16 protein-coding genes are annotated in these 16331 nt (G+C 71.1%); 2 read left to right on the top strand and 14 right to left on the bottom strand.

What is annotated here, in order from left to right; all coding sequences use genetic code 11:
- Positions 1–249: 249 nt before the first annotated feature.
- On the top strand, positions 250–792 hold the full coding sequence (locus TAE01_RS10295; RefSeq protein WP_147066087.1) for a DUF4282 domain-containing protein: 543 nt from the start codon (positions 250–252) through the stop codon (positions 790–792).
- A 103-nt stretch (positions 793–895) separates the two neighbouring features.
- Here TAE01_RS10295 and TAE01_RS10290 read toward each other — a convergent pair whose 3' ends face one another.
- From TAE01_RS10290 to TAE01_RS10230, 13 genes are all read right to left on the bottom strand, one after another.
- Positions 896–1930, bottom strand: coding sequence for an agmatine deiminase family protein (locus tag TAE01_RS10290; RefSeq protein ID WP_147066205.1), 1035 nt, complete (start codon positions 1928–1930; stop codon positions 896–898).
- A 65-nt stretch (positions 1931–1995) separates the two neighbouring features.
- Complete coding sequence (locus TAE01_RS10285; protein ID WP_147066085.1) at positions 1996–2958, bottom strand: nitrilase-related carbon-nitrogen hydrolase; 963 nt, start codon at positions 2956–2958, stop codon at positions 1996–1998.
- Positions 2959–3081: 123 nt separating this feature from the next.
- Positions 3082–3909, bottom strand: coding sequence for a hypothetical protein (locus TAE01_RS10280; RefSeq protein WP_147066083.1), 828 nt, complete (start codon positions 3907–3909; stop codon positions 3082–3084).
- Positions 3893–4531 (bottom strand): Rv1363c family protein, encoded by a 639-nt coding sequence (locus TAE01_RS10275; protein WP_147066081.1) that lies wholly within the window; start codon positions 4529–4531, stop codon positions 3893–3895. Before TAE01_RS10275 ends, TAE01_RS10280 begins: the two co-directional genes overlap by 17 nt.
- A 25-nt stretch (positions 4532–4556) precedes the next feature.
- Positions 4557–5852 (bottom strand): MCE family protein, encoded by a 1296-nt coding sequence (locus TAE01_RS10270; protein ID WP_147066080.1) that lies wholly within the window; start codon positions 5850–5852, stop codon positions 4557–4559.
- Complete coding sequence (locus tag TAE01_RS10265) at positions 5849–7093, bottom strand: MCE family protein (protein ID WP_147066078.1); 1245 nt, start codon at positions 7091–7093, stop codon at positions 5849–5851. Before TAE01_RS10265 ends, TAE01_RS10270 begins: the two co-directional genes overlap by 4 nt.
- Positions 7090–8307 (bottom strand): MCE family protein, encoded by a 1218-nt coding sequence (locus TAE01_RS10260; protein ID WP_246111258.1) that lies wholly within the window; start codon positions 8305–8307, stop codon positions 7090–7092. The genes TAE01_RS10265 and TAE01_RS10260 overlap by 4 nt, the downstream gene beginning before the upstream one ends.
- Positions 8307–9338, bottom strand: a complete 1032-nt coding sequence (locus TAE01_RS10255; RefSeq protein ID WP_147066076.1) for an MCE family protein — start codon at positions 9336–9338, stop codon at positions 8307–8309. The genes TAE01_RS10260 and TAE01_RS10255 overlap by 1 nt, the downstream gene beginning before the upstream one ends.
- Positions 9335–10366 (bottom strand): MCE family protein, encoded by a 1032-nt coding sequence (locus TAE01_RS10250; protein WP_147066074.1) that lies wholly within the window; start codon positions 10364–10366, stop codon positions 9335–9337. The genes TAE01_RS10255 and TAE01_RS10250 overlap by 4 nt, the downstream gene beginning before the upstream one ends.
- Positions 10363–11730: an MCE family protein gene (locus tag TAE01_RS10245; RefSeq protein ID WP_222594108.1), complete on the bottom strand. Its 1368-nt coding sequence runs from the start codon at positions 11728–11730 to the stop codon at positions 10363–10365. The genes TAE01_RS10250 and TAE01_RS10245 overlap by 4 nt, the downstream gene beginning before the upstream one ends.
- A complete protein-coding gene (locus TAE01_RS10240) occupies positions 11727–12620 on the bottom strand; it encodes an MlaE family ABC transporter permease (protein ID WP_246111257.1) in 894 nt (297 codons plus the stop codon). Before TAE01_RS10240 ends, TAE01_RS10245 begins: the two co-directional genes overlap by 4 nt.
- Before the next feature lie 10 nt (positions 12621–12630).
- Positions 12631–13401 carry an MlaE family ABC transporter permease gene (locus TAE01_RS10235; RefSeq protein ID WP_147066072.1) on the bottom strand — a complete coding sequence of 257 codons (771 nt, stop codon included), beginning with the start codon at positions 13399–13401 and terminating at the stop codon, positions 12631–12633.
- A 1-nt stretch (position 13402) separates the two neighbouring features.
- Complete coding sequence (locus TAE01_RS10230) at positions 13403–14524, bottom strand: ABC transporter ATP-binding protein (RefSeq protein WP_281289280.1); 1122 nt, start codon at positions 14522–14524, stop codon at positions 13403–13405.
- Between the two features lie 149 nt (positions 14525–14673).
- On the opposite strand from TAE01_RS10230, the gene TAE01_RS10225 reads away from it, so the two are divergent.
- Positions 14674–15159 (top strand): DUF4178 domain-containing protein, encoded by a 486-nt coding sequence (locus tag TAE01_RS10225; RefSeq protein WP_147066071.1) that lies wholly within the window; start codon positions 14674–14676, stop codon positions 15157–15159.
- A gap of 47 nt (positions 15160–15206) precedes the next feature.
- On the opposite strand, the gene TAE01_RS10220 is transcribed toward TAE01_RS10225, so the two are convergent.
- Positions 15207–16292: a hypothetical protein gene (locus tag TAE01_RS10220; protein WP_147066070.1), complete on the bottom strand. Its 1086-nt coding sequence runs from the start codon at positions 16290–16292 to the stop codon at positions 15207–15209.
- Positions 16293–16331 lie beyond the last annotated feature (39 nt).

Raw genomic sequence — 16331 nt, 5'->3', positions numbered from 1 at the left:
CGTGACCTGCCACGCCCCCCGGACCGGGAGCTCGCGATGCGAACGCGACGAATATGGCCCTCCACGGGGCCGACGTCAAGACCCGTGCCCGCACAGGCGCGTCGCGACACGCCGCGGAACGGCGCCCAGGGCCCCGCTGACCTGCGGGAACGCTCCCACGGCTTGGGCCGATCAGGGCCTGCGGCGACGGTGCCGTCCTAGCATGGAGCACGTTAGAGATTCGTTGACGCTCCTTCCGAGAGGGAAGCCATGTCCGATCCGAACCCGCCCGAGCAGCCGTCCTTCAACCGCCCCGTCGGCGGTGACCCCACGACACCGCTGCCGAGCAACCCTCCGACCAGCTCCCCGGGCGTCCCGCCGGCCGCCCCGGGTCACGCAGCCCCCGCACCGGGTGGTCCGCCCCCGGTCGCGGGACCGGGAGGCGGCAGCACGCCTCCCCCGCTCCCCCCGACCGGTCCGGCCGGCGGCCCGAGCGGCATGTCGAGCATCCCCGACCCGGCCAGGGAGGGCGCCGGCTTCTTCACGGCGTTGTTCGACTTCAGCTTCACGAACTTCGTCACGCCGATCCTCGTGCGCTTCGTCTACCTGCTCGCCACGGTGGCGCTCGTGGCGAGCTGGCTCATCTTCGTCATCATCGCCTTCAGCCAGGGCGTCGGCAGCGGCCTCGCCGCCCTCATCCTCGGGCCGATCTTCGTCGTGATCTACCTGGCCGTCATCCGCATGACCCTGGAGTTCTACCTCTCGGTCGTGCGCATGAGCGAGGACATCCACAAGCGGCTGCCGCAGGCCTGACGCCTGGGCACCGGTCGGCCCGCAGGGCCCGGCCACTGCGGGCAGTGGGCACCTTTCCCCGGGGGAAGGTGCCCACTCGCCGTCTCGCTCCCGGCCCCGGAGGTCAGCCGGCGGAGCCCGCAGGACCGCGCAGCGCTGGCTGCTGCTGGGTGATGCAGTGGATCCCGCCGCCCCGGTCGAAGAGCGGACGGGCGTCGACCCCGACCACCCGGCGCCCCGGGTAGGCCTCGGCGAGGACCGCGAGGGAGGCCTCGTCCTGCTCGTCACCGAACGTGCAGGCGATGACCCCGTCGTTGACGACGAGGTGGTTGATGTACGACCAGTCGACCGGGCCGTCCGCATCGGCGAGGGTCCGCGGCGCCGGGACGCCGACCACCTCGAAGCGCAGGCCTCGGGCGTCGCGGGCGTCCTCGAGCACCTCGCGGAGCGCGCGTGAGACGGCGTGGTCGGGGTGCGACGGGTCCTGCTGCTCGTGGAGGAGCACGACGCCGGGGCTCGCGATCGTCGCGACGATGTCGACGTGGCCCCGGGTGCCGAACTCGTCGTAGTCGCGGGTCAGGCCACGCGGCAGCCAGATGCACGCGGTCGCTCCGATGGTGCGGGCCAGCTCGTCCTCGACGTCGGCGCGGGTCAGTCCCGGGTTGCGGCCGGGGTCGAGCTGGACCGTCTCGGTCAGCAGCACCGTGCCCAGACCGTCGACGTGTATGCCGCCGCCCTCGTTGACGAGGGCGGACCCGATGACCTCGGCTCCGGCGAGGCCGCCGACGAAGGCCCCGATGCGCGCGTCGTGCTCCCAGGTCGCCCACGACTGGGCACCCCATCCGTTGAAGACCCAGTCGACGGCGCCGAGTCGCGTGCCGTCGGCCGACCGGACGAAGCTCGGTCCGATGTCACGCATCCACGCGTCGTCGAGGTCCGAGGGCACGAGCTCGACGTCGGGGTGCAGGTGCTCACGGGCGACCGGCAGGTCGTCGGGGACGACGACCATGTGCACCGGCTCGAACCCGACCACGGCGTTGGCCACGGCCGCCCACGTGTGCCGGGCTGCGGCCACCTCGTCGGCGGTGTCGCCGAGCGTGTAGCCCTGGCTCGGCCACGCCATCCACGTGCAGTCGTGCCGGTCGGTCTCCGGCGGCATGAGCCAGCCGGACCCCCGAGGGGCTACCTCCCCGTCGGGGGCGGCCGGAGCCGGAGCGGCGTCGGTCACTGCTGGCCCTCGCGACGGTGCTCGGCGCGCACGGGGGCGGTCAGGGCCGCATACGAGTCGGGACGTCGCGTCTCGAGGAACGGGAAGAGCTCGAGCCAGTCGCGGCGCTGGGCGAGGTCGAGGTCCGCGACGAGGACCGCGGCCTCGTCCCGCGGGGCCTGGACGAGGACGCGCCCGTAGGGGTCGGAGATGAACGAGCTGCCGTAGAAGGTGATGAGGCCCTCGGTGCCGAACCGGTTGGGCACCACCATGAAGAGGCCGTTGGCGATGCCGTTGCCGACGATGACCTGCTGCCACAGCGGCTGGGTGTCGAAGTCGGGGTGGTCGGGCTCCGAGCCGATGGCCGTCGGGTAGCAGAGCACCTCCGCGCCGCCGAGGGAGTACAGCCTGGCCACCTCGGGGAACCACTCGTCCCAGCAGGTCGGCAGACCCAGGCGCAGGCCCGGGGCCTCGAGGGTGACGACGGGGTAGGCGTCGTCCGCGGGTCCGGGGCGGAAGTACTTGTCCTCGTAGTAGCCGGCCGTGACGGGGATGTGGGTCTTGCGCGTGCGGGCGACGACGTCCCCGGTCGGTGCGACGACGACCGCGGTGTTGAAGCCGAGGCCGTCCCCCTGGTCGGCGCGCTCGTAGAGCGAGGCGTGCACGTGGACGCCGAGGTCACGGGCCGCCTCGCGGGCGAAGGTCACCGTGGGCCCGGTCTCGAGGTCCTCGGCGGTGGCGGCCGGGGTGCCCTCGGGCAGGGTGTCGGCCGGGTAGCGCGAGAGGGTCAGCTCGGGCAGGAACACGATGGTGGCCCCCGCCTCGGCCGCGGTGCGTATGCCGTCCCGCAGCGTGGAGACGAGCGCGGCGGCGTCGTCGACCCACTCGTGCTGGACGAGGGCGACGCGGACGGGCGGCGCCTGCGGCTGGTCGACGCGGGCGAGGGACTCTGGGACGCCATTGGCCTGGATGAGCTTCACAGCGTGCAGTATGCACCCACGCGATCCCCCGACCCCAGCGGTCCCGCGCGACCGCCGACGGCCGCTCGGGAGCACCGGAGGACCCTGCCGAACACGGCGTCGGCAGGGTCCTCCGGTGGAGGCTCAGTAGGCGGAGAGCTCACTCACGAGCCAGCGGTCTCCGACCTTGCGCATCGTCGCGATGACGCGATTCTGGTCGATCGCCGGGGTGGGCTGGGCCGTCGTCGTCGTGGCCTGGTTGACGAAGGCCATGACGCGGACGGTCGTGCCGTCGCCACCGTCTCCGGTCGCGTCCATGACGCCGGCGTCGTAGACCTTCGCCTGGACGGTCGCGTCGTTCTTGACGGCCATCGGCTTGATGTCGGTGGCCGCCACCTTGGTGAACTGGTCCTTGAACGGCGACGTCAGCTCGGGAGTCACCTCGCCGACGTGCTTGTCGAACGAGGAGCCGCTGTAGCTGAGCAGGCTCTCGAGCGTGGTGCGGGCCGAGCCGACTGCCGCGGTGCGGTCGGTGTCGCTGACCGTCGGACGCAGCGCATAGACGAGCGAGACGGCGAGGATCGCGAGCGCGAGCGTCGCGCCGGTCGCGGAGACCCAGAGGCGGGCGGAGGCGCTCCGGGTGCGGGCCTGATCCGGCTCCGGGCTCGGCTCCTCGGAGCCGACGCTGAGCGTGTCGGGCTCGGCGGCCTTGGCGACCTGGTCGGCCTTGGCGGCTTGGCCGGGCTCGGCGACCTTGCTGTGCTTGGTGGGCTTGGTGGGCTGGGTGGGCTCGGTGGGCTGGGTGGGCTCGGCGGGCTCGCTGGCCTCGGTGGGTGCGGGCGCGGCGGGGTCGAGGACGAGCGTCGACGCACCGGGCTCTCCCGCACCGGAGGCGCGACGGCGAGCACCGGCCACCCGCTTGCGCGGGCCGGCCGCAGCGACCGGGCGACGGGGATCAGCTGACGAAGTCAAGGGTGCTCACCTTCCACGCGTCGCCGACCTTCACGAGGTCGAGCCGGAGCCGGTACGTCTTCTTCTCGGGCTGGGGGGTCGAGGCGTTCGAGGTCGGCGCCACGACGCCGACGATGACCTTCGCGGAGTCCTCGTCGCCCGACACCAACGAGGCCTCGGCCCGCTCGACGGTCGAGACGGTCTTGTTGGCGGTGACGACCGGCTTGAGCTGGGCCAGCGTGGAGGCGTACTCCTTCTGGAACGCACCGGTGGACTCGTCCAGGACGCGCTTGGTGTCGGCATCGAACGACGCGGCGTCCATCGTCACGAAGTTGATGGCGATCTGGCGACCGGCGGCCAGTGCGTCCGCGGCCGCGTCGGCCTCACGCTGCTGCTGCCAGGCCGAGCGACCGAGCGTGGCCGTGACGGCCACGGCGGCGAGCAGGAGCACCGCGGTCAGCCCCCACAGCAGTCGTGGGGTGGGACGCCACGTGCGGACACCCCTGAGGCCCGCACGTGGCGCGTCGGGGGGACCGGACCCGGCGTCGCGGGCGGTGTCTGGATCGCGGGTGTCGCGCTCCGCGGAGCTCTCGGAGGAGCTCGGGAGCCGTCCCGTCTCCGGGTGGGTGGTGACCATCGTCATTGAGGGGGTTTCCTTCCGTCACCGGCTAGTGGAGCGCCTCCTGCATCATCCAGAGCCAGCTCGTGCCGTTGTCGGTCCGTCCGGCGCCGGTCGGAGCGACCGGCGACTGGACTGACAACGACTCAGGGCTCCCGGAGGTCACGGCCTGGTTCCCGAGAGCGACCGGGGTCGCCCCGAAGGCCAGGGGGTAGCTCTGGCCGCCCTGGCCCCCGCGCGTCGGCTTCGGCGCGTTCTGGGCCCCGCGGACGTCGGTGCCCGAGCCTCGCGCGGCGGCGCAGTGCGCGTCGAGGTTGACCGGCGGCAGGTTCGTGGTCTGGTGCGGGTCGATCTTCTTCGTGCCCTCGTAGCCGGCCTCGCAGGCCTTGGGATCGTCGACGTTGAGGACGAGGCCGAAGTGGGCGGTGCCGTCGCCGGGGACGACGGTGAAACCACCGGTCACGACGTCGGGGTAGGTCACGAGCAACTGCTCGATGCCGTCGAGTCGTGCGGTCGTCACGTTGCCGATGGTGATGAAGTTGGCGAGCAGTGCGGCCAGGCTCTGCTTGTTCTCCGAGATGAGGGCGTCGAGCTGGCCGACGGCGACCGACCCGCGGTCGAGCACGAGCCGCAGGTCGGGGTCGGACTGGCGCAGGGTGTCCGCGACGTCGGCGAAGCCGGACACGCTCGTGCGGATGTCGGCGCCGCTCTTGACCTGCGTGTCGAGCACGATGCGGCCGTCGTCGATGAGGCGCGTGGTCTGCGGCAGCGCCTCGGAGGCGGCCGAGGTCAGGGCGTTGCCCGAGTCGATGAGCCGCTGCAGGTCCGTGCCACCACCCTTGAAGGCCTTGTCCAGCTCGTCGACCGTCGTGACGAGGTCGCCCCTCGGCACCGACGAGACGGTGTCGTTGACGTGCTGGAGCAGCTGGTCGATGCGCAGGGGGAAGGCGGTGCTGGAGCGGGGGATGACGTCTCCGGCGGCGAGGAAGGGCGCCTTCGCGGTACGCGGCTGCAGGTCGAGGTACTGCTCCCCCACCGCCGACCGGTTCTCGACGACCGCCCGGGTGTCCTTGGGCACCTCGGTGCCGCGGTCGAGCCGTGCGTCGACGACCACACCGTCGCCCGAGAGGCGCAGCGTCTCGACCTTGCCCACCGTGACACCGCGGTAGGTGACCTCGGCGCCGACGAAGATGCCACCGGACTGGGCGAGCTCCGCGGAGACGACGTAGCTGCCACCGGCGATCTTGTCGGTGAGACCGACGTAGTTGGCCGACAGGATGGCCACGAGGGTGACGGACAGCAGCGCGAAGGCCGCGAGCTGGAGCCGGACGGTGCGGGTGATCATCGGGAGCCTCCCGTGGGGAAGAGCGTCGACCAGGACGCCGAGTCGGCCGATCCGGCCCCGGAGGCGCCGGACCCCAGCAGGCCGCCGGGCAGGGTCGGGGAGGGCAGCCCGGTGACGCTCGGGAGCGGCACCTTGGGCACCGGTACCGAGGGCAGCGGGATCGAGGGCAGGGGCACGGACGGGAGCGGTACGGAGGGCAGCGGCACCCCGGGGACACCCGACCCGGTGGGCAGCCGCCCGATGCCGAGGTTGTCGGCGATGGTGCCGACGTTGGTGTCCAAGGTCGCCCAGAGGTTGGTGTAGTCGCCCTTGATCGTGCTCTGCGCGTTGTTCGGGAAGGGGTAGGTCAGCAACAGCTGGTAGCTCTTGGGCAGGTCGTCACCGGCCTTGTTGAGCTGGCGCAGGATGGGGCTGATCGCTCGCAGGTTGGCCTCCAGGTCGGCCCGTGAGCCGCGGATGACCCGGGTGCCCACCTCGCCGAGGTCGCGCAGGGCGGTCAGCATCGCCGTGAGCTGCCGCCGCTGGTCGGCCAGGATCGTCAGGCCCTTGGGGAGCTCCTCGAGCGCCGCGGCGATCTTGGTCTGGTTCTTCGCGAGGGTCGAGGACAGGTGGTCGATGCTGTCGATGGCACGGACGATCTCGCCCTTCTGCGCGTCGAGGCCGCCCACGAAGGTGTTGAGCTGCGTCACGAGGTCCTTGACGTCACCCGTGCGGCCGCGCAGCGCGTTGTTGAGCTCGGCCTCGATGGTCTTGAGCTGGGCCACGCCGCCACCGTTGAGCAGCAGCGACATCGCGCCGAGGACCTCCTCGACCTCGGGGTTGCGGCTGGTGCGCGACAACGGGATGCGGTCGCCCTCCCCCAGCCGTCCCTGGGGCGGCACGTCGGTCGGAGGCGCGAGGGCGACGTACTTCTCGCCGAGGAGCGAGGTCTGCTTGAGCTCGGCCGTGGCGTTGTCGGGTAGCACGACGTTGCCGGGCAGGCGCAGGCGCACCGTCGCGGTCCAGCCCGTGACCTGGATGTCCTCGACGGAGCCCACCGTGACCTGGTTGACCTTGACCGCGGACTGGGGCACGAGGTCGAGGACGTCGGCGAACTCGGCGGTCACCGTGTAGGAGTTGTCACCGGTGCCGGCGCCACCGGGGAGCGGCAGGTCGTAGGCGCTGCACCCGGCCAGGGCCAGGGACGCCAGCACGACGACGGCGGACGCACGTCGCAGCCTGGAGGGGACGGCATACCTCATCGCGAGCCTCCGAGCAGTCCGCCGAGGGTCGGGTCGGCACCACGGAGGTTGACCAGACCGCTCGGCTGCGGGGTGCCTTGCAGCGCAGTGCCGCTCGGCAGGGACGGCAGCATCGGCAGCTTGAGGATCAGCGCCTTCTTGAGCGCGTCGCACAGCTTCGTGTTCCCCGTCTGCGTCGGGCCGGTCAGGATCGAGCACATGAGCAGCAACGGGTCGTCGAGCCCCTTGGCGTTGTTGCGGGTGTCGAGCGTGCCGGTCTGCGGATGGTAGGCGTTCTGGAGGTTCGACAGCGCGACCGGGGCGTTCTCGAGCGTCGCTGCCAGCGCCTGCCGGTTCTTGGCGATCGTGCTCGTCACGGCCACCGCCTTGTCGAGGTCGCTCTTGAGCAGGGCGCGGTTGTCGGAGACGAAGCCGGACACCTCGTCGACGGCGATGCCGAGGCTCTGCAGGGTCGCCTTGAGGTCGCCCCGCTCCTCGCTCAGCTGCGTCGCGACCGTCGCGAGGTCGGAGTTGAGCCGGCGCACCTGGTCGTTGTTGGTGGCCAGCATCGAGGTGAAGGACTGGAGGTTCTTCACCGTGCCGAAGAGGTCGTCGCGGCTGCCGGACAGCGTCGACAGGGCGGTCGACAGGTCGTGCACCGTGCCGTTGATCTTGTCGCCGTTGCCGTCGAGGTTGGCCGCGGAGGTGCGCAGCAGGTCGTTGAGCGCCCCGTTCTTGTTCGCCCCGTCGGGCCCCAGCGCGACCATGAGGTCGTCGAGGCTCTGCGACACCCGGTCGAGCTCGACGGGAACTGCCGTGCGGTCCAAGGGGATTCGTGCACCGGCGGCCATCGCCGGACCGGACGAGTAGACCGGGAGCAGCTGGACGTAGCGGTCGGAGACGAGGGACGGCGCGACGATGGCGGCCTGGGCCGACGCGGGCACGCGGTACTTGTCGTCGTAGCTGAACGCGACGTGGACGTGGTCACCCTCTGGGGTCACGCTGTCGACCTGGCCGACCTTGACCCCGAGGATGCGCACGTCCGAGCCGGGGTAGAGCCCCACGGCACGGGTGAAGTCGGCACTGACCGAGGTCTGCGCCTGGCTCGGCCAGAAGACGATGCCGGCGGCGACGAGGCCCACGACGACGAGGCCGGTGACGATCTTGCCGAGCAGGGTGACAGGCCCGTGCAGCCGACCGAACGGCATACGCGGGGCGCTCTCGCGGGCGGGCATCAGCGACCACCTCCGGAGGTGCCGGGAAGGAGCAGGTCGGGCAGCTTCGTGCCCGGCAGGGCGAGGCCCGGCGTGCCCACGGGGACGACGAGGTTGGAGACCCACGTGTCGAACCAGCGGCCGGTGCCGAGGGTGTTGGCGTAGACCCGCGTGAACGGGGCCATCGCCTGGATCGTCTTCTCGAGGTCGACGTCGTGCTTCTGGAGCATCGCGAGCGTCTGGTCGAGCTCGGCGAGCGCCGGCTTCAGCTGGGCCCGGTTGTCGCGGGCGAGGCCCGTGAGCTGCTGGGACAGCGCCGAGGTGTTCCGGAAGAGGGTGCGGATGTCGTCACGGCGCTTGACGAGCTCGACCATGAGCAGGTCGGCGTCCTTGATGAGGGTGCTCACCTGCTCGTTGCGGCTGCGCACCAGCCCGCTGACGCTGTTGGCCCGCTTGAGCAGCGAGCCCAGCTCGGCGTCCCGGCTCGCCACGGTGCGCGAGAGCCGCGAGAGTCCGTCGAGGGTGGCCCTGACGTACTGCGGGCTGTCCTTGAACTCGCTCGCGATGACGGTGAGGGACTTCGCCAGCTGGCCGGTGTCGATGCGCTCGGTCGTCGTCGTGAGGTCCTGGAACGCGTTGATGACGTCGTAGGAGCTGACGGTGCGAGCGACGGGGATCTGCGTGTCGGGGTCGAGCTGGCCCTGGCCCTTGGGGTCCAGCGCGACGTACTTCTCCCCGAGGATGGTCTTCATGCGGATCGAGGCGCCGGTCTGCTGGCCGAAGCTCGCGTCCTCGGTGATGACGAAGTCGACGCGCACGTGCCCGCCCTCGAGGTCGACCCCCGTCACCTTGCCCACCTTGACGCCGGCGATGCGCACGTCGTCGTCGGGCTTGATGCCGCCCGCCTCGGTGAACGCGGCGCTGTAGGACGTGCCGCCCCCGATGATCGGCAGGTTCGAGGCGTTGAAGGCCAGGTAGAGCACGACGGCGATGACGAGCAGGCCGATCGCACCGATGGGGACCGGGTTGCGCTCTCGGAAGGGAATGCTCACGACTGGCACCTCGCTGACGACACGTCGTAGGTGGGGCTCACGCCCGGGAGGATCGGGCTGCGGGTGTCGAACTTGCAGAGGTAGAAGTTGAACCACGAGCCGTAGGTCGCCGTCCGCGTCAGGGTGGTGATGCGGCCCGGCGCGCCCGTGATGAAGCTCTCGAACTCCTTGACGTTGGAGGGCTTGTTGAGCGTCGTGGTGAGCGTGCGCAGCTGGGCGACGTCGTCCTTGATGAGCGGGCGGGTCGAGACGAGCAGGTCGGCGGTCTCGGCCGAGAGGGTGTTGATCCCGGAGAGCGAGCGACCGATCGTCTCGCGGTCGGCGGCGAGCCCGCTCGTGAAGCGCTGGAGCTGGTCGATGAGCGAGAGCAGCTGCTGGTCGTGCGCGTCGACGGTGCCGAGCACGGCGTTGAGGTTGTCGATGGTGCGGCCGATGACGGCGTCACGGTCGGCGATCGTCGAGGTGAGACTGGCGGTCTTGGCCAGCAACGTGTTCACGTCGCCGCCCTCGCCCTGCAGGGTCTGGATGAGCAGGCCGGAGAGCTCGTTGACGTCGCTCGGGGACAGCGCGGCGAAGAGGGGCTTGAACCCGTTGAAGAGGACCGTGAGGTCGAGCGCCGGGTGGGTGCGTGAGAGCGGGATCGTGGCGCCGTCGGCCAGGGGCGTCGGGGCGCCGGCCCCCTGCGTCAGCGCGAGGTAGCGCTGCCCGACGAGGTTGCGGTACTTGACGGTGACCTCGGTGCCCTGGGTCAGGACCGAGCTCTTGAGCACCGAGAAGTCGATCTCGGCGTTGGCTCCGTCGGAGCCCGCGTCGTGGGCGACCCGCACGTCGGAGACCTCCCCGACGCGCACGCCGGCGATGCGGACGTCCTGCCCGGGGATGACACCGGTCGCGTCGCTGACGACGGCGGTGTACGTCGCCTTCGAACCGAACTGGATGTTGGCGATCGTCAGCGCGAGGATGCTCGTCGCGAAGAGCGTGACGGCGGCGAAGACGATGAGCTTGATGAGCGATCCCTTGACCTTCATCGGGTGCTCACCACCGTTCCGCGCATCATCGGACCGGCGAGCAGGGTCTGGATGCCACTGGCCCCCGGGTCGCTCGCCTGCCCGTCCTGCGCGAAGAGGGCTCCGACGACGCGCTGCTCCTCGGCGGTGCCGGCGGTGCCGGAGTCGGCGGCCGAGGCGTTGCCCAGCAGCGCCTGCGGCACCGTGGAGAAGGGCTGCGCGTTGCTCGCCGGCTGGGTGCCGTCGGCGAAGTGGTTGCCCGTGAAGGGGTTGGACTGCGAGCCGTCCGGGGTCGGCAGCCCGTAGCAGTGGGGACCGCGCTTGTCGTCCCAGCGCGGCTCCTCGCCGGGGCGGTAAGCCTTGCGCGGCGGGACGACCTCGAGGGTGATGTGGAAGGTGCCACCGGAGAAGGCCGCGTTGGCCCGCGGCAACCAGTTGACGAGGCCCGAGGCCACGCACGGGTAGATCGGTGAGTACTCCGCGAGCAGCTGCAGGGTGGGCTTGCTGACCTGCCCGACCTGGATGATCCGCTGCTCGTTGTCGCGCAGGAAGCCGGCGGCCTCGTTGGCGAACCCGGCCGTCCCGACGAGGAACGCCGCGAGCTGCTGGTTCTTGTCCACGATGGTCTTGTTCGTGACGCGGAGCGACTCGGTCAGGCGGAAGAAGTCGGGGGCGACGCCGGCGTAGAGGTCGGCCGTGTCGGCGAGCAGCGTGATGTCGCGTTGGATCGTCGGCATGCTGGGGTTGAGCGCCTTGAAGTAGCGGTCGACGAGCACGATGTTGCGCCCGATCTGGTCGCCGCGTCCGTCGAGGGTGGTCGACAGGGCGTTGAGGGTGGTGGCGAGCTTGGCCGGCTGGACCGTGCGCAGGAGCGGGTAGAGGTTGTCGAAGACCGTCTCGAGCTCGATCGCGACCCGGCTGCGGTCCTGCGGGATGACGTCGCCCGCGCGGATCGGACGCGCCGGCGAGGCTGACGTCACGAGGTCGACGTAGCGCTCACCGAAGAGCGTCTTGGGCAACAGCCGCGCGCTGACGTTGGACGGGATCTTGGCGACCTCGTCGGGTTGCAGCGCGAGCTCGAGCCTGGTCCCCGTCGGGGTCACCTCGATCTGGCGCACCTCACCGACGAGCAGGCCGCGCAGCTTGACGTCCGAGCTCTCCTGCAGCTGGCTGCCGAGGCGGTCGGTCTCGAGGGTCACCATGACGACCGGCGTGAACCGCTTCTGGAACGAGGCGATCGACAGCCCCAGCAGGAGGGCGAGCACGAGCAGGAAGACGATGCCGTATGCCTTCTGTCCCAGGCGCTTTCGCGTGTGCTGGGTGATCGGCCCGGGGGTCGACTGCGTGCTGACCTCGGGGACGGCATCGGTCGGTGCGACGCTCATCCGGCGATCCTCACGCTCGTCGTGGCACCCCAGATGGCGAGGGAGAGGAAGAAGTCGACGATGTTGATGGCGACGATCGAGGTGCGCACCGCCGTGCCGACCGCGACCCCGACGCCGGCGGGGCCGCCCGATGCCGTGTAGCCGTAGTAGCAGTGGATGAGGATGATCACGACGGCGAAGACCATGACCTTGACGAACGACCAGAACACGTCACCCGGCGGCAGGAACAGGTGGAAGTAGTGGTCGTAGGTGCCCTCCGACTGGCCGAAGTACGCCGTCGAGATGAACCGCGTCGCGGCATACGAGCTGAGCAGGCCGAGCACGTAGAGGGGGATGACGGCGATGAAGCCGGCGATCATGCGCGTCGTCACGAGGAAGGGCAGTGACGGGATGCCCATCACCTCGAGCGCGTCGACCTCCTCGGAGATGCGCATGGCGCCCAGCTGGGCGGTGAAGCCGCAGCCGACCGTGGCCGCGAGCGCCAGGCCCGCGACGAGGGGGGCGATCTCGCGGGTGTTGAGGTAGGCCGAGAAGAAGCCCGTGAAGGCCCCGGTGCCGAGCTGCTCGAGGGACGAGTAGCCCTGGAGCCCGACCTCGGTGCCGGTGAAGAAGGCGAGGAAGGCGATGACGCCGACCGTGCCGCCGATGACCGACAGCGCCCCGGTACCGAGGGAGACCTCGGCGAGCAGCCGCACGACCTCCTTCTTGTAGCGGCGCAGCGTGCGGCCGCTCCACGCGAGCGACCTCACGTAGAAGCGCATCTGCTCGCCGAGCGAGTCGAGCGCCCGCGAGGGGCGGGACGCGAGGTCGAGCAGGCGCTCGGCACTCGCGCTGCGCGCCGCCGCCTCGCCGGCGGTGGGCTTGGACGTGGTCCTGGTCCTGGTCGCCATCGTCGCCTCCTCAGATCTTCTGCGGCACGACTTGGAAGTACACGGCCGTGATGACGAAGTTGACGACGAACAGGAGCATGAAGGTGATGACGACGCTCTGGTTGACCGCGTCGCCCACCCCCTTCGGTCCGCCGCCTGCGTTGAGTCCCTTGAAGGCCGCCACCACCGCGGAGATGGCCCCGAAGATCAGGGCCTTGATCTCGGCCGTCCAGAGGTCGGGCAGCTGGGCGAGCGCGGTGAAGCTCGCGATGTAGGCGCCCGGGGTGCCGCCCTGGACGATGACGTTGAAGAAGTAGCCGCCGACCACGCCGACGACGGACACGAGCCCGTTGAGCAGGACCGCGACGAGCATCGAGGCGAGGACCCGGGGCACGACGAGGCGGTGGATCGGGCTGATGCCGAGCACCTCCATGGCGTCGATCTCCTCGCGGATCTTGCGCGAGCCGAGGTCGGCGCAGATGGCGGAGCCACCGGCGCCCGCGATGAGCAGGGCCGTGACGATCGGGCTGGCCTCACGCAGCACGGCGAGGACGCTGGCCGCTCCCGTGTAGGACTGCGCGCCGAGCTGCCGGGTCAGGGTGCCGAGCTGTAGGGCGATGACCGCCCCGAACGGGATCGACACGAGGGCGGTGGGCAGGATCGTCACACTCGCGATGAACCAGGCCTGCTGGATGAACTCCTTGACCTGGAAGGGGCGCTTGGGCAGCGCCCGGAACACGTCGAGGGCCAGCGCGAAGAGCGACCCGGACTGGCGCAGGACGCCGGTCAGCGGCGCGGCCACCTCAGCTCACCTCGCTCGACGGGGCAGGGCCTGTCCCCGCGGGTGCGAGGTCGGTGGCGTGCGCGGTCCCCGGCTCAGCCGGGTCGACCGGGTCGACCGGGCCCGCCGGAGCCGCCGTGGGCTCGGGAGCGGCCGGAGCCCCTGAAGCGGCCGTGGCCCCCGGGGTCTGCCGGACCCCGGGGATGCCGGCGTTCTGCGACTCGAACGACCCGGGCGGCGGCGTGACGCCGTGCTCGCGGCACCAGTCGCCCGGCCGGCGCTCGGCGCGGCGGGGCTGGCCGTCGCTCGTCGAGAGCTGGAGGGCGATCGGCGGCAGCGGGGGCAGCTCCTGGCCGGACTCGGCGGCGAGCTCGTCGGCGTCCTTCTCCTCCGACATGCCGATCGGGCCGATCGTCTGGGCGTTGAGGAACTGGCGCACGACCGGCTCCTCGGAGCTGAGCAGCATCTCGCGCGGGCCGAACATGGCGAGGTGCTTGTGGTAGAGCAGCCCGATGTTGTCCGGCACGGTGCGGGCGGTATTGATGTCGTGCGTGACGATGAGGAAGGTCGCGTCGATCTGCGCGTTGAGGTCGACGAAGAGCTGGTTGATGTAGCTCGTGCGCACCGGGTCCAGGCCGGAGTCGGGCTCGTCGATGAGCAGGATCTCGGGGTCGAGCACGAGCGCTCGGGCCAGACCGGCGCGCTTGCGCATACCGCCGGAGATCTCGCCCGGGAGCTTGCCCTCGGCGCCCGACAGACCGACGAGCTCCATCTTCTCGGTGACGATGCGCCGGATCTCGGCCTCGGTCTTCTTCGTGTGCTCGCGCAGCGGGAAGGCGACGTTGTCGTAGAGGGTCATCGACCCGAAGAGCGCGCCGTCCTGGAAGAGGACGCCGAAGAGCTTGCGCACCTCGTAGAGGTCGGCCTCGCGCAGCCGCGTCAGGTCCCGGCCGTTGATGACGATGGACCCGGCGTCAGGCTTGAGCAGCCCGACGAGCGTCTTGAGGAAGACGGACTTGCCGGTGCCCGACGGGCCCAGCATGACCGAGATCTCCCCCGCGGGAAGCGTGAGGGTCACGTCCCGCCAGATCGTCTGCGAACCGAAGGTCTTGGTCAGACCTGTGACCGCGATCTCCACACCCATGTGGCACTCACCTGTGTCTCTCTTGCCGTCTCGACTCGGCTACGGGGGAAACGACCGGATCGGACGGAAGTTACGCGCGGGTTCGCTTCTGCCGGTCCGGCAGGCCCTTCGTGGCTACCCTGTGAGGACCATGTGAACCAGGAGGCTGCATGCGCGCACAGCTGCGGGCGTCCCAGGTGGCGCCGGGAGCCGTTCTCGAGATCGAGGGTCAGCCCCGCCGTGTCATCGGCAGCCTTCGTTTCGTCATGGAGGGCCGGGACTGGCGCGAGCACTGCCTGGAGACCGGATCGGGTCCGCACGAGTGGCTCTCGATCCGTCCACGCGGCGGCCCGAGCATCGTGCACTGGACCCCGCGCTACGACCTCTTCGGCGACCCGGACCCGGCGGGGATGACGATGGACGGCCGGGAGTGGGCGTTCGACGACGCCGGGCACGCCACCTACACGGGGACCGGTGACACCGGCACGGGCGAGCGCGGGTCCTGCGACTACGTCGAGTACGTCGAGGCCGACGGCTCGGGCGGACTGCTCGTCTTCGAGAGCTTCGACGGCGGGGTGTGGGAGGTCAGCGTCGGACGACACCTCGACCCGGCCTCGGTGCGTGGCTACGCGAGACCGCCGGCGACCGACGCCTGACGCGGGCGCGGCACGAGGACAGCGTTGCAGACGGCGTCGTGACGGTGTCAGTCGTGGGTGCGGGTGACCTCGTGGCCGACGGAGCCCCCGTCGGCGCGGAGGGTCACGGCCGCGATGCGCCCGCTCGCCCCGGCGCCGGCGAGCCGTCCCAGCACCTCGGCCATCCGGCCGAAGGTCTCCGCCGTGGGGACCGGGGCCTGGCCGTCGGCGTTGCCCGACAGGCCCGTCAGGCGCAGGTCGGGGTCGAGGGTGATCGCGGCCGTCATCCGCTGGACGGGCGCACCGCGCTGCTGCTCGATGCCCTGGCGGAGGGTGCGGGTGAGCTCGTCGAGGACGTCCGAGGGCGTATGCCGTGACGTGGCCACCGGCTCCGCGGCGCCTTCTGCGGTCGGTGCCGGATCGGACGCCGCCTGCTCCTCGTGATCGACCCGGGCCGGCTCGACGTGCTCGGGCCCGGCGGACCCCGGCGCCGAGGCGTCCGAGGCGTCCGAGGCGATGGGGACCATGTGGCCGGCCGGCCGTCCTTCGTCGAGGAAACCGGTGGCGGCGAACTCGATCTTGCCGAAGTCGACCTCGGCGTCACGGGCCAGGGAGTTGTCGATGACGTAGGCGAGGTTGACGGCCAGGTCGGTCATCCCCGGGTGCAGCTGCTGGCCGACGAAGCGGGCGCACAGGAGCAGGGCGTGCACGCGGACCATGGTGCGGCCCTTGCGGTCCTCGACCACCTGGCCGGGCTCGATCCGGTGCAGGTCGAAACCCTCGTGGGGGTAGAAGTGCAGCGGGCGGTCGAGGACGAGCAGCGAGTAGTCGGGGCGGTCCGAGCCCGGCATGAGCCGGTAGAGCTCCCCGCTCAGCGGGAGCTGCCACTCGAGCTCCGGCGGCGCGGTGTCGAGACGGGTGACCGTGACGAGCGGCCCGTAGCGGCCCATGGGGCTCGACGCGTCCGAATGGTGCGTCGATGGTGTCGAGGGCGCCGCCGGACCGGCGCCTGCCGGCTCGACGGGTCCGGGCTGGTCCCCGACGGGTGCACCCGGGAGCGGGACGGGCGGCCCGGTGGGCGCCCCGTCGGCAGGATCGGCGCCCTCCGCAGCGCGGTCAGCATCGGACCTGTTGGTGCGCGACAGCCATCCCATGCGGCAAACCTACCGAACGGCTCTCGGGATCGGCGGGGC

Origin of the sequence: Terrabacter aerolatus (genome assembly GCF_007991735.1) — a bacterium.
GTDB lineage: Bacteria > Actinomycetota > Actinomycetes > Actinomycetales > Dermatophilaceae > Terrabacter > Terrabacter aerolatus.
Note: the sequence above shows the minus strand (reverse complement) of the source record. Positions and strands in the feature narration are given on the sequence as shown.